The organism is Citrobacter sp. L55 (genome assembly GCF_002850715.1).
GTDB classification, from domain to species: Bacteria; Pseudomonadota; Gammaproteobacteria; order Enterobacterales; family Enterobacteriaceae; genus Citrobacter; species Citrobacter braakii.
Genome location: NZ_KZ559400.1, coordinates 305,756 through 318,978, shown reverse-complemented (window position 1 = coordinate 318,978; position 13,223 = coordinate 305,756). Strand labels below are relative to the sequence as shown.

Here is a 13,223-nt window from a genome sequence, read left to right as displayed (position 1 = left end):
GACCATGACCTTAAAAGAATTGTTCGTAGGTTTCGGCACCCAGGTACGCAGTATCTGGATGATCGGCCTGCATGCGTTCGCGAAACGCGAAACGCAGATGTACCCGGAAGAGCCGGTCTATCTACCGCCCCGTTTTCGTGGTCGTATCGTTCTGACCCGTGACCCAGACGGCGAAGAGCGCTGCGTTGCCTGTAACCTGTGTGCGGTAGCGTGTCCGGTAGGCTGTATCTCTTTGCAAAAAGCAGAGACCAAAGATGGCCGCTGGTATCCGGAGTTTTTCCGCATTAACTTCTCACGCTGCATTTTCTGCGGCCTGTGCGAAGAAGCCTGTCCGACAACGGCTATTCAGCTGACTCCAGATTTCGAGCTGGGTGAGTACAAGCGCCAGGACCTGGTTTACGAGAAAGAGGATCTGCTGATCTCCGGTCCGGGTAAATACCCGGAATATAACTTCTACCGGATGGCAGGTATGGCAATCGACGGCAAAGATAAGGGCGAAGCAGAGAACGAAGCCAAGCCTATCGACGTCAAGAGCCTGTTACCGTAAGGAGAGGGGCAATGGAGTTCGCTTTTTATATCTGTGGCCTGATAGCCATTCTCGCAACCTTGCGGGTGATCACCCATACCAATCCGGTACACGCACTGCTGTACCTGATTATTTCGCTGCTGGCGATTTCCGGTGTGTTCTTCTCGTTAGGTGCTTACTTCGCGGGGGCGCTGGAAATAATCGTCTACGCGGGCGCCATCATGGTGTTGTTCGTGTTCGTGGTCATGATGCTCAACCTCGGTGGTTCTGAAATTGAACAGGAACGCCAGTGGCTGAAACCGCAGGTGTGGATTGGACCGGCGATTCTGTCGGCCATCATGCTGGCGGTTATTGTTTATGCCATTCTGGGTGTTAACGATCAGGGCATCGACGGGACGCCAATTAGCGCGAAAGCTGTCGGTATTTCCCTGTTCGGACCGTATGTACTGGCGGTCGAGCTGGCTTCGATGCTGCTGCTGGCAGGTCTGGTTGTGGCCTTCCACGTAGGGCGCGAAGAGCGTTCTGGTGAAGTGCTGAGCAATCGCACCGATGACCGCGCGAAAAGAAAAACGGAGGAGCACGCATGATCCCCTTACAACATGGACTGATCCTCGCGGCTGTCTTATTCGTACTGGGCTTAACCGGTCTGGTTATCCGCCGCAATCTGCTGTTTATGCTGATCGGGCTGGAAATCATGATTAACGCCTCCGCGCTGGCCTTCGTGGTCGCCGGAAGCTACTGGGGCCAGACCGATGGTCAGGTGATGTATATTCTCGCCATCAGCCTTGCGGCTGCGGAAGCGAGCATTGGACTTGCGCTGTTGCTGCAACTTCATCGCCGTCGCCAGAACCTGAACATCGATTCAGTAAGTGAGATGCGTGGATGAACATGCTTGCCTTAACCATTATTCTGCCATTTATTGGCTTTGTATTACTGGCGTTCTCTCGCGGTCGTTGGTCAGAAAATCTGTCCGCGACCGTGGGTGTCGGGTCGATTGGCCTGGCGGCGCTGGTGACCGCGTTTGTTGGCGTTGACTTCTTTGCTAATGGTCAACAGGCCTACAGCCAGCCGCTGTGGACGTGGATGTCTGTCGGTGACTTCAATATCGGTTTTAACCTGGTGCTGGACGGCCTGTCGCTGACCATGCTCAGTGTGGTGACCGGTGTGGGTTTCCTGATTCACATGTTCGCCTCCTGGTATATGCGCGGTGAAGAGGGATACTCCCGTTTCTTCGCCTACACCAACCTGTTTATCGCCAGCATGGTGGTTCTGGTACTGGCGGATAACCTGCTGCTGATGTACCTCGGCTGGGAAGGCGTGGGCCTGTGCTCCTATCTGCTGATCGGTTTCTATTACACCGATCCGAAGAATGGCGCTGCGGCAATGAAAGCCTTCGTGGTGACCCGTGTGGGTGACGTGTTCCTCGCCTTCGCATTGTTTATCCTCTACAACGAGCTGGGCACGCTGAACTTCCGCGAAATGGTGGAACTGGCACCTGCTCACTTTGCAGATGGTAACAACATGCTGATGTGGGCAACCCTGATGCTGCTGGGCGGTGCGGTGGGTAAATCCGCGCAGCTGCCGTTGCAGACATGGCTTGCTGACGCGATGGCAGGTCCGACGCCTGTCTCCGCGCTGATCCACGCTGCGACGATGGTTACCGCCGGTGTCTACCTGATTGCACGTACTCACGGCCTGTTCCTGATGACGCCGGAAATCCTGCATCTGGTGGGGATTATCGGGGCTATCACTCTGGTACTGGCTGGTTTCGCCGCGCTGGTACAGACCGACATCAAACGCGTTCTCGCATACTCCACCATGAGCCAGATTGGTTATATGTTCCTGGCTCTCGGGGTTCAGGCGTGGGACGCGGCGATTTTCCACCTGATGACGCACGCCTTCTTTAAAGCGCTGCTGTTCCTGGCATCCGGCTCGGTTATCCTGGCCTGTCACCACGAACAGAACATCTTCAAGATGGGCGGTCTGCGTAAGTCTATTCCGCTGGTGTATCTCTGCTTCCTGATCGGTGGCGCGGCGCTGTCGGCTCTGCCGCTGATTACCGCAGGCTTCTTCAGTAAGGATGAGATTCTGGCCGGTGCGATGGCGAACGGTCATATTAATCTGATGGTTGCAGGTCTGGTCGGTGCGTTCATGACCTCTCTGTACACCTTCCGTATGATTTTCATCGTGTTCCACGGTAAAGAGCAAATTCACGCTCACGCAGGGAAGGGGATTACACATCATCTGCCGCTGATTGTGCTGATGATCCTGTCCACCTTCGTTGGCGCACTGATTGTGCCACCGCTGCAGGGTGTACTGCCTGCGACGACCGAGCTTGAGCATGGTCGCGTGATGACCCTGGAAATTACCTCCGGTATCGTCGCGATTGCAGGCATTCTGATCGCAGCATGGCTGTGGCTGGGTAAACGTACTCTGGTGACGTCGATTGCCAACAGTGCGCCAGGCCGTCTGCTGGGTACCTGGTGGTATAACGCCTGGGGCTTCGACTGGCTGTACGACAAAGTGTTCGTCAAGCCGTTCCTGGGCGTTGCATGGCTGCTGAAACGCGATCCGCTGAACGCAATGATGAACATTCCGGCGATCCTTTCCCGCTTTGCAGGTAAAGGCCTGTTGTTAAGCGAGAACGGCTATCTGCGTTGGTATGTAGCATCAATGAGCATCGGTGCCGTCGTTGTGCTGGCTCTGTTGATGGTACTGCGTTGATCGTAAAGTGAATTTTATCCAAATTCGTTGAAAATCAGGCCTCTATTAGGGGCCTTAAAAAGGAATAAAAATCGCCATGTTACTACCCTGGCTAATATTGATTCCCTTTATCGGTGGCTTCCTGTGCTGGCAGACCGAACGCTTTGGCGTGAAGGTGCCGCGTTGGATCGCGCTGATTACCATGGGACTGACGCTGGCGCTTGGCCTGCAACTTTGGTTGCAGGGCGGCTATTCACTGACGCAATCCACTGGCATTCCGCAGTGGCAGTCTGAGTTTGTCCTGCCGTGGATCCCACGCTTTGGCATCTCGATTCATCTTGCTATCGACGGTCTGTCGCTGCTGATGGTGGTGCTGACCGGCCTGCTCGGTGTTCTGGCGGTACTTTGCTCCTGGAATGAAATCGAAAAATACCAGGGCTTTTTCCACCTGAACCTGATGTGGATCTTAGGCGGCGTAATCGGCGTGTTCCTTGCCATCGACATGTTCCTGTTCTTCTTCTTCTGGGAAATGATGCTGGTGCCGATGTACTTCCTGATCGCGCTATGGGGGCATAAAGCCTCTGACGGTAAAACGCGTATCACGGCAGCAACCAAGTTCTTCATTTATACCCAGGCGAGTGGTCTGGTGATGTTGATTGCCATCCTGGCGCTGGTGTTTGTGCACTACAAAGCGACCGGCGTGTGGACTTTCAACTATGAAGAATTGCTGAATACCCCGATGTCCCACGGCGTGGAATACCTGCTGATGCTGGGCTTCTTCATCGCTTTCGCGGTGAAAATGCCGGTGGTTCCGCTGCACGGCTGGTTGCCGGATGCTCACTCCCAGGCACCGACCGCAGGTTCCGTTGACCTGGCAGGTATCTTGCTGAAAACCGCAGCCTACGGTCTGCTGCGCTTCTCCCTGCCGCTGTTCCCGAATGCGTCAGCGGAGTTTGCACCTATCGCAATGTGGCTTGGCGTCATCGGCATCTTCTACGGCGCGTGGATGGCCTTTAATCAGTACGACATCAAACGTCTGATTGCTTACACCTCCGTATCCCACATGGGCTTCGTACTGATTGCTATCTACACCGGCAGCCAGCTGGCATACCAGGGTGCGGTGATTCAGATGATCGCGCACGGCCTGTCCGCAGCCGGTCTGTTCATCCTGTGTGGTCAGCTGTACGAACGTCTGCACACGCGTGATATGCGTATGATGGGCGGCCTGTGGGGCAAAATGAAATGGTTGCCTGCGCTGTCAATGTTCTTCGCAGTGTGTACGCTGGGTATGCCGGGTACAGGTAACTTCGTTGGCGAATTTATGATTCTGTTCGGCAGCTACCAGGTGGTTCCGGTTATTACCGTGATCTCGACATTTGGTCTGGTGTTTGCTTCTGTTTACTCGCTGGCGATGCTGCATCGCGCTTACTTCGGTAAGGCGAAGAGCCAGATTGCCAGTGTTGAACTGCCAGGGATGTCGCTGCGTGAGCTGTTTATCATCCTGTTGCTGGTCGTGCTTCTGGTACTGCTTGGCTTCTATCCGCAGCCGATTCTGGATACCTCGCATTCTGCGATGAGCAACATCCAGCAGTGGTTTGTTAATTCCGTTACTACTACAAGGCCGTAAATCGCCATGACAATAACTCCACAACACCTGATTGCGCTGCTACCGCTGCTGATCGTCGGCTTGACGGTGGTGGTTGTGATGCTCTCCATTGCGTGGCGACGCAATCACTTCCTCAATGCCACGCTGTCGGTCATTGGGCTTAACGCCGCACTGGTTTCGCTCTGGTTTGTTGGCCAGGCGGGCGCTATGGACGTCACCCCGCTGATGCGGGTTGACGGTTTCGCCATGCTCTACACCGGGCTGGTGCTGCTGGCGAGTCTTGCCACCTGTACCTTCGCTTACCCGTGGCTGGAAGGCTACGACGACAACCGGGAAGAGTTCTATCTGCTGGTGCTGATTGCCGCGCTCGGCGGTATTCTGCTGGCTAACGCTAACCATCTGGCGGCGCTGTTCCTTGGTATTGAGCTTATCTCTCTGCCGCTGTTTGGTCTGGTTGGCTATGCGTTCCGTCAGAAACGTTCGCTGGAAGCCAGTATCAAATACACCATTCTGTCTGCCGCAGCGTCTTCCTTCCTGCTGTTTGGTATGGCGCTGGTATACGCGCAGTCTGGCAACCTGTCGTTTGTTGCGCTCGGTAAGAGCCTCGGCGACGGTATGCTGCAAGAACCGCTGCTGCTGGCGGGCTTCGGTCTGATGATTGTTGGCCTCGGCTTTAAACTCTCGCTGGTTCCATTCCACCTGTGGACGCCAGACGTATACCAGGGCGCTCCGGCTCCGGTTTCCACCTTCCTGGCGACGGCGAGCAAAATCGCTATCTTCGGCGTGGTGATGCGTCTGTTCCTGTACGCACCGGTAGGTGATAGCGAAGCAGTACGGATCGTGCTGGGTGTGATTGCCTTTGCTTCCATTATCTTCGGTAACCTGATGGCGCTGAGCCAGACCAACATCAAACGTCTGCTTGGTTACTCTTCTATCTCTCACCTCGGTTACCTGCTGGTGGCGCTGATTGCCCTGCAGAGCGGTGAGATGTCGATGGAAGCGGTTGGCGTTTACCTGGCCGGTTATCTGTTCAGCAGCCTCGGCGCATTCGGTGTGGTCAGCCTGATGTCCAGCCCGTACCGCGGTCCGGATGCAGACTCTCTGTTCTCCTACCGTGGTCTGTTCTGGCATCGTCCAATCCTCGCGGCGGTGATGACGGTGATGATGCTGTCTCTGGCGGGTATTCCGATGACGCTGGGCTTTATCGGTAAGTTCTACGTACTGGCGGTGGGTGTGCAGGCTAATCTGTGGTGGCTGGTTGCCGCCGTGGTGGTGGGTTCCGCGATTGGTTTGTACTACTACCTGCGCGTTGCCGTGAGCCTGTACCTGAGCGCACCGCAGCAACTGAATCGCGATGCGCCGTCCAACTGGCAGTACAGCGCGGGCGGTATCGTGGTGTTGATTTCTGCTCTGCTGGTACTGGTGCTGGGTATCTACCCGCAACCGTTGATCAGCATCGTGCAGTTAGCGGCTCCGCTGATGTAATTCATCATGCTGTGATCGAAAAAGAGTCTGGACAATGTCCAGACTCTTTTTTTTTACCTGTCTATACTCGTCATACTTCAAGTTGCTGGGGCGTCAGGCCGAAAGTTGACGGCTCACCAGCGGGCCGCTGATGCCTTTCGCTGTGCGATCCATCACTTCCTGAATGACTGAAGACAGCTCATTGACTTCGAATTTGGCCACGTAACCATCTGCTTTCACTCGGCGTACGTGATCTTCATTGGCGCTACCGGAAAGTGAGGAGTGGATAACGACCGGGATCTTCTTCAGGCGTTCGTCGGTTTTTATCTTACGGGTAAGCGTAAAACCGTCCATCTCCGGCATTTCCAGATCGGTGAGCACCAGCGCAATCTTCTCGCTGATTGGTTTACCTTCCGCTTCTGCTTCTTCAGATAGCTGTTGTATCTTTTCCCACGCATCTTGGCCCGTCACATGCATCAAGTGTGGAATCTCCATGGCGTTAAGCCCTTTTTCCAGCATCGCGCGAGCCACTTTGGAATCATCAGCCACAATCGCCACCGCACCCGGCGTAATGTTGAACTTATTGGTTTTCAGCTCTGTTGCGCGCAGGTCGTGGTTCGACGGTACAATATCGTACAGGATCTGTTCGACATCGAGCACCAGCGCCAGATTGTTAGTCTCTTTGTTGTCGTCCAGACAGGCGATACTGGTAATGTAGCGACCATTGACGGCTTTCTCGGCGGTATGCACTTGTTGCCAGTCCAGACGCATAATGTTTTCTACCGACTCTACCGCAAACGCCTGAACGCTGCGGGCATATTCCGTGATCAACAGGATGTTGAGTCCGGTCTCTGGCTTACAGCCCGCGACGGCAGGCAGATCAATCACCGGGATCACCTGATCGCGAATGTTAACCATACCCAGCAACGGGGCTTTCATACCTGCGGGACGCGTAAAGGTCGGCATCGGTACGATTTCACGCAGTTTGAATACGTTGATGCCAAACAGTTCTGATTTCTGCTCCTCGACGGATTTGCCAAGGCGAAACAGCAGCAGTTCAAAACGGTTAGACAGGGTTAGGTTTGTCCTGTCATCAATATCTTTCTGGAAATTGTTCATCCTGTCCTCAGTGTGAAAGCCAGCCTTTCCACTGTTATCGGCACTGAGGCGGAAAAATGGAGCATTAAACGGTGAAAATGGCGAAATCGTGAGCCAGTTCAGTGTCTGGAAATATCGCTTTGCACTCTTCGAGTAACCGCTGACAGCCTTTTTCATCGTAGCGTGAGCTAACGTGGGTCATGATCAGGCGTCCCACTCCGGCCTCAAGCGCCAACTGGGCGGCTTGTCGGGTCGAGCTGTGACCGCGGCTGTTGGCTTTTTCCTCCATTGAGGAGTCCAGTGTGGTTTCATGTACCATCACATCCACACCGCGTGCCAGTTCAATGGCGGACGCGCAAGGTCCTGTGTCGCCGAAAATAGCCACAGATTTTCCTCTGGTGGCAGGGCCGAGAAAATCGGCACCGTTAATCGCTCGACCATCCTCCAGCACGATGGTTTTCCCGGCTTTCAAATCCTGGAACCACGGGCCCGCTTTAACACCAGCCGCCTTCAAGGCGCTGGCGTCAAGTGCCCCCGGTTTGTCGTGCTCTTCAACACGAAAACCGTAGCACTCCAGCGGATGCTCCAGCGGGTACGCCGTTACTTTACGCAGGCCGTCATCGACAATTTCACCCGCGGTGATTTCGACAATATCCAGCGGATAATCGGTCCAGGAGCCGCTCAAACGCAAAGCCGTTTCGGTAAACTCTCGCAACCCCTTTGGTCCGTAAAGCGTCAGTGGCTGGACGTTCCCGGCCATTGAGCGACTGCACAGCAGCCCCGGTAAACCAAACAGGTGATCGCCGTGTAGATGGCTGATAAAAATACGCTCGAGTTTTCCAGGGTTAAATGGCGTGGTCAGCATCTGATGTTGCGTTCCTTCACCACAATCGAAAAGCCACAGCCCCGCCTGAGTCGGGTGTTGCAGATTCAGTAAAATTGCCGTTACATTGCGTGAGCGCGTGGGGACTCCCGCAGACGTGCCTAAAAATAGTAATTCCATCTTCGCGTTACACTTTTCGCCATCAATAAGGCAGGGTGTTCAGGTTATCACAACAAAGGGGCAGACTATGATTCACTGGCAAGATCTCCACCATGCAAAGCTCAATACACAGCAGCTGTACGCCATTCTTGAGCTTCGCTGTGCGGTATTTGTTGTTGAGCAACGGTGTCCGTATCAGGATGTGGATGGTGATGACCTGAGTGGTGAAAACCGGCACATTCTGGGTTGGCATAACGATGAACTGGTGGCGTATGCGAGGATTCTGAAAAGCGATGATGAGCTTGAGCCGGTCGTCATTGGTCGGGTGATTGTAAGCGAAGCGCTGCGGGGTGAAAAATTGGGGCAACAGCTAATGACTCAGACGCTGGCCTCCTGTACGCAGCATTGGCCGCACAAGGCGCTGTATCTGGGGGCGCAGGCACATTTGCAATCATTCTATGCGCGCTTTGGCTTTGTGCCGGTCACGGATATCTATGACGAAGACGGTATTCCACACGTCGGAATGGCGCGGGAAGCACATCAGGCGTAAACAGGCGCAAACACGCCTGATTGTCTATAGTTAGCGGGTACGTCAATAGAAAGGGAGAATAAAATGTCTTTTCATTCTTATGAATCACGTATCGATGATGATCTGGAATTATTGAGTGAAACGCTGGAGGAGGTGCTGCGTTCTTCCGGCGATCCAGCCGATCAAAAATACCTTGAGTTAAAAGCGCGGGCAGAGCGGGCGTTAGAAGAGGTGAGAAATCGCGTCAGCCACGCCTCTGACAGCTACTATTACCGCGCAAAGAAAGCCGTTTGCCGGGCGGATGATTATGTGCATGAAAAACCCTGGCGCGGAATCGGCGTTGGCGCCACGGTTGGTTTAGTGATGGGATTATTGTTAGCACGGCGATAAATTCCATTCCGTCAGCGCATTTGTACGTACTCCCTAACTGGGGGTACTGCTTTTTCTGCTCAGTACCCCGTATAATGTGAGGTTTTTAACAGGGAGAGGTCCGCGTGCATTCAATCATTACTGCGCTGGAAAGTCTGATGCGTCATTTGTCGCAAGAGATACCAGCAGCACCTGGAATTCGTATTTACGATATCCCTTTCCCACTGAATGATGCGTTTGACGCTTTAGGATGGCTGGCCAGTCAACCCGTCTGGCCCCAGTTTTACTGGCAACAGCGTAATGGCGATGAAGAAGCCGCCGTACTGGGCGCTGTTGCTACATTTTCCTCTCTCGAATTAGCCCAGCATTTTTTACATCAGCATAATGATAATCCTGACCTGCGTATCTGGGGCCTGAATGCCTTTGAGCCTCAGCGCGGCCATTTGTTATTGCCACGGCTGGAGTGGCGACGTTGCGCCGGGGTGGCGAGCTTACGCTTACATCTCTTTAGCGACGTGTCGCTGCGTGAAGACGCCGCGCAGGCGCTGGCGTTTATCTCATCGCTCGCTAACGTAAAGCCGCTGCCCGCATTGCGTCTGCGTTTGACGGGAGAACAGAACTGGCCGGATAAAACTGGCTGGACAGACCTGATAAAACTCGCCACGCAAACGATCAATGGGGAACAACTCGATAAGGTCGTGCTGGCGCGGGCGACCGATTTACAGTTTTCTCAGTCGGTTAACGCCGCGGCCGTGATGGCTTCCAGTCGTCGTCTAAACCTGAACTGCTACCATTTCTTTATGGCGTTCTCCGCAAAGTGTGCGTTTCTTGGTTCTTCCCCTGAACGGCTGTATCGGCGGCGTGACACGGCGCTGCGCACCGAGGCGCTGGCGGGAACCGTTGCCAACCACCCTGAGGATCATCGGGCCTGGCAGTTGGGGGAATGGCTAATGAAAGATGATAAAAACCAGCGCGAGAATATGCTGGTGGTCGAAGATATTTGCCAGCGTCTGCAAGGCTGTACGCAAACTCTTGATGTGCTGCCGCCGCAGGTGCTTAGACTGCGCAAAGTGCAGCACCTGCGCCGCTGTATCTGGACGGAACTGAATCAGGCTGATGATACGCTTTGTCTGATGCAACTCCAGCCCACGGCGGCAGTCGCAGGTATTCCGCGTGAGCTGGCGCGTGAATTTATCCAACAAAATGAACCGTTTGAACGCGAGTGGTATGCCGGTTCTGCGGGTTACCTTTCTCTGCGCCAAAGCGAGTTTTGCGTGTCATTACGGTCGGCGAAAATTAGTGAAAATGTGATACGCCTGTATGCCGGGGCAGGGATCGTGCGTGGTTCAGATCCTGAACAGGAATGGCAAGAAATAGACAATAAAGCGGCAGGACTGCGCACTTTATTACAGATGGAAGGGTAATGAGTTGTATATTACCGACTCATATCAAAAATCCATTTATTCGATTCTTTATACTGTGTCGCAATATTGATACCGGACAATCTCATGTCAGTAAGCGCATTTAACCGACGCTGGGCGGCGGTCATTCTGGAAGCACTCACTCGCCACGGCGTCAGGCATGTCTGCATTGCCCCTGGCTCTCGTTCTACACCGTTGACTCTGGCGGCTGCGGAAAACCCCGCTTTTATTCACCATACTCATTTTGATGAGCGTGGCCTTGGGCATCTGGCCTTAGGTCTGGCAAAAGTCAGCCGGCAGCCTGTCGCTGTGATTGTGACGTCCGGTACGGCGGTGGCAAATTTGTATCCCGCGTTGATTGAAGCGGGCCTGACCGGTGAAAAGCTGATTCTACTCACGGCTGACAGACCTCCTGAGCTTATCGACTGCGGCGCTAACCAGGCGATTCGTCAGGCCGGAATGTTTGCCTCGCATCCATCGCAAACGCTCTCTTTACCGCGCCCGACTCAGAACATTCCGGCTAGTTGGCTGGTATCCACCATTGATAACGCCTTAGCTGCGCTGCATAGCGGGGCGGTTCATATCAATTGCCCATTTGCGGAACCGCTGTATGGCGACATGGACGAAACGGGGATTGACTGGCAGCAGCGCCTTGGCGACTGGTGGCAGGATGATAAACCCTGGCTGCGTGAAGCGCGTCGGCTGGAAAGCGACAAACAGCGTGACTGGTTTTTCTGGCGACAAAAACGCGGCGTTGTTGTTGCAGGCCGCATGAGCGCGGAAGAGGGCAAAAAGGTTGCGCAGTGGGCGCAGATGCTAGGCTGGCCGCTGATTGGCGATGTTCTGTCGCAAACCGGACAACCTTTGCCGTGCGCCGATCTGTGGCTGGGAAATGCGAAAGCGGTCACTGAATTACAGCAGGCGCAGATTGTGGTGCAGCTTGGCAGTAGCCTGACCGGAAAACGGCTCCTGCAATGGCAGGCCAGCTGTGATCCGCAGGAATACTGGATTGTCGATAATATCGAAGGCCGCCTCGATCCGGCTCACCATCGTGGGCGCAGGCTGGTAGCGACGGTTGGCGACTGGCTGGAGTTGCATCCGGCGGAGAAACGTCAGCCCTGGTGCGTGGAGATCCCACGCCTGGCGCAACTGGCCTGGCAGGCGGTAGAAGCCCGTCGCGACGCGTTTGGTGAAGCGCAATTAGCCCACCGTATCCGCGAATACTTACCGGAGCAGGGGCAACTGTTCGTGGGCAACAGCCTGGTGGTGCGCCTGATTGATGCGCTGTCGCAGCTTCCGGCGGGTTACCCGGTCTATAGCAACCGTGGCGCGAGCGGCATTGACGGCCTGCTGTCAACGGCAGCAGGCGTACAGCGCGCCAGCGCGAAATCGACGCTGGCTATCGTCGGCGATTTATCTGCGCTGTATGACCTCAATGCGCTGGCGTTATTGCGCCAGGTTTCCGCGCCGTTTGTCCTGATAGTGGTCAATAATAACGGCGGGCAAATTTTTTCCCTGTTGCCGACGCCAGCAAGCGAACGCGAACGGTTCTACCTGATGCCGCAGAACGTGCATTTTGAGCATGCTGCCGCCATGTTTAACCTTAAATACCAGCGCCCGGAAAACTGGGAGCAACTGGAAAGCGCGCTGACTAACGCCTGGCGTACTCCGGCGGCAACGGTGATTGAGCTGGTGGTAAACGAAACTGACGGGGCGCAAACCCTGCAGCAACTGCTGGCGCAGGTAAGCCATCTATGATCCTGCACGCGCAGGCGAAAGTGGGCCAAACGGGATTTCCCTGGCTGGTTTTCCTGCACGGTTTTTCCGGTGATTGTCGGGAATGGCAGACGGTTGGCGAAGCGTTTAAGAATTATTCGCGGCTGTATATCGACCTGCCGGGACACGGTGGCTCCGCTGACATCAGCGTGAGCGGATTCGACGACGTAAGCGCTTTGCTGCGTAACACGCTGCTTAGTTACAACATACTTAAATACTGGTTGGTAGGTTACTCTCTTGGCGGCAGAGTCGCGATGATGGCGGCTTGTCAGGAGATGCCAGGACTGTGCGGTCTGGTGGTTGAAGGTGGACATCCAGGCTTGCAAAGTGAGGAGGCGCGCGTTCAGCGTCGCCTCTCTGATGGTCGCTGGGCTGCGCGTTTTCGCGCTGAGCCGTTGTGCGAGGTGTTTATTGACTGGTATCAACAGCCGGTTTTTTCCTCGCTGAATGCGGCGCAAAGAGAAGCGCTGGTCGCACTGCGTAGCCAGAATAACGGGCATACGCTGGCAGCGATGCTGGAGGCCACCTCGCTAGCCGTACAACCTGATTTACGTGCGCAACTCACTACGCGCACATTTCCGTTTTATTATTTATGTGGTGAACGTGACGATAAATTCCGTGCTCTGGCGGCGGAAATATCCGTACCAAGCCATGTGATTCGTAATGCCGGACACAACGCGCATCGGGACAATCCCGCTGGCGTGGTGGACTGTCTGGCTCAGATTCTGCATCGCTGACTATAGGACATT

At 54.7% G+C, this 13,223-nt stretch carries 13 protein-coding genes; 11 read left to right on the top strand and 2 right to left on the bottom strand.

Annotated features, from left to right (window positions below; genetic code table 11):
- Positions 1 to 4: 4 nt before the first annotated feature.
- The 6 genes from nuoI to nuoN all read left to right on the top strand — a co-directional run bounded on the left by nuoI (position 5) and on the right by nuoN (position 6,320).
- On the top strand, positions 5 to 547 hold the full coding sequence (nuoI, locus tag B9P82_RS05965) for an NADH-quinone oxidoreductase subunit NuoI (protein WP_003028062.1): 543 nt from the start codon (positions 5 to 7) through the stop codon (positions 545 to 547).
- Between the two features lie 11 nt (positions 548 to 558).
- On the top strand, positions 559 to 1,113 hold the full coding sequence (gene nuoJ, locus B9P82_RS05960; protein ID WP_016153833.1) for an NADH-quinone oxidoreductase subunit J: 555 nt from the start codon (positions 559 to 561) through the stop codon (positions 1,111 to 1,113).
- The gene (nuoK, locus tag B9P82_RS05955) at positions 1,110 to 1,412 is read left to right on the top strand and encodes an NADH-quinone oxidoreductase subunit NuoK (RefSeq protein ID WP_006683663.1); all 303 of its coding nucleotides are present in this window, start codon (positions 1,110 to 1,112) and stop codon (positions 1,410 to 1,412) included. The genes nuoJ and nuoK overlap by 4 nt, the downstream gene beginning before the upstream one ends.
- A complete protein-coding gene (gene nuoL / locus B9P82_RS05950; RefSeq protein ID WP_016153832.1) occupies positions 1,409 to 3,250 on the top strand; it encodes an NADH-quinone oxidoreductase subunit L in 1,842 nt (613 codons plus the stop codon). Before nuoK ends, nuoL begins: the two co-directional genes overlap by 4 nt.
- Positions 3,251 to 3,326: 76 nt before the next feature.
- Positions 3,327 to 4,856 (top strand): NADH-quinone oxidoreductase subunit M, encoded by a 1,530-nt coding sequence (gene nuoM, locus B9P82_RS05945; RefSeq protein WP_016153831.1) that lies wholly within the window; start codon positions 3,327 to 3,329, stop codon positions 4,854 to 4,856.
- A gap of 6 nt (positions 4,857 to 4,862) precedes the next feature.
- The gene (gene nuoN, locus B9P82_RS05940) at positions 4,863 to 6,320 is read left to right on the top strand and encodes an NADH-quinone oxidoreductase subunit NuoN (protein ID WP_016153830.1); all 1,458 of its coding nucleotides are present in this window, start codon (positions 4,863 to 4,865) and stop codon (positions 6,318 to 6,320) included.
- Between the two features lie 93 nt (positions 6,321 to 6,413).
- On the opposite strand, the gene B9P82_RS05935 is transcribed toward nuoN, so the two are convergent.
- Together B9P82_RS05935 and rbn are read right to left on the bottom strand one after the other, a co-directional pair.
- Positions 6,414 to 7,418, bottom strand: a complete 1,005-nt coding sequence (locus B9P82_RS05935) for a chemotaxis protein (protein ID WP_016157041.1) — start codon at positions 7,416 to 7,418, stop codon at positions 6,414 to 6,416.
- 64 nt (positions 7,419 to 7,482) lie between these two features.
- Entirely contained in the window at positions 7,483 to 8,400 is a 918-nt protein-coding gene (rbn, locus tag B9P82_RS05930; RefSeq protein WP_016157040.1) for a ribonuclease BN, read from the bottom strand.
- Between the two features lie 67 nt (positions 8,401 to 8,467).
- Here rbn and B9P82_RS05925 point away from each other — a divergent pair, with 67 nt between their 5' ends.
- From B9P82_RS05925 to menH, 5 genes are all read left to right on the top strand, one after another.
- The gene (locus tag B9P82_RS05925) at positions 8,468 to 8,929 is read left to right on the top strand and encodes a GNAT family N-acetyltransferase (RefSeq protein WP_016153827.1); all 462 of its coding nucleotides are present in this window, start codon (positions 8,468 to 8,470) and stop codon (positions 8,927 to 8,929) included.
- Between the two features lie 63 nt (positions 8,930 to 8,992).
- Entirely contained in the window at positions 8,993 to 9,298 is a 306-nt protein-coding gene (elaB, locus tag B9P82_RS05920) for a stress response protein ElaB (protein WP_003027683.1), read from the top strand.
- A gap of 104 nt (positions 9,299 to 9,402) precedes the next feature.
- Positions 9,403 to 10,701 carry an isochorismate synthase MenF gene (menF, locus tag B9P82_RS05915; protein ID WP_101700093.1) on the top strand — a complete coding sequence of 433 codons (1,299 nt, stop codon included), beginning with the start codon at positions 9,403 to 9,405 and terminating at the stop codon, positions 10,699 to 10,701.
- A gap of 84 nt (positions 10,702 to 10,785) precedes the next feature.
- Complete coding sequence (menD, locus tag B9P82_RS05910; RefSeq protein WP_049042370.1) at positions 10,786 to 12,456, top strand: 2-succinyl-5-enolpyruvyl-6-hydroxy-3-cyclohexene-1-carboxylic-acid synthase; 1,671 nt, start codon at positions 10,786 to 10,788, stop codon at positions 12,454 to 12,456.
- Positions 12,453 to 13,211 carry a 2-succinyl-6-hydroxy-2,4-cyclohexadiene-1-carboxylate synthase gene (gene menH, locus B9P82_RS05905; protein WP_101700092.1) on the top strand — a complete coding sequence of 253 codons (759 nt, stop codon included), beginning with the start codon at positions 12,453 to 12,455 and terminating at the stop codon, positions 13,209 to 13,211. Before menD ends, menH begins: the two co-directional genes overlap by 4 nt.
- Positions 13,212 to 13,223 lie beyond the last annotated feature (12 nt).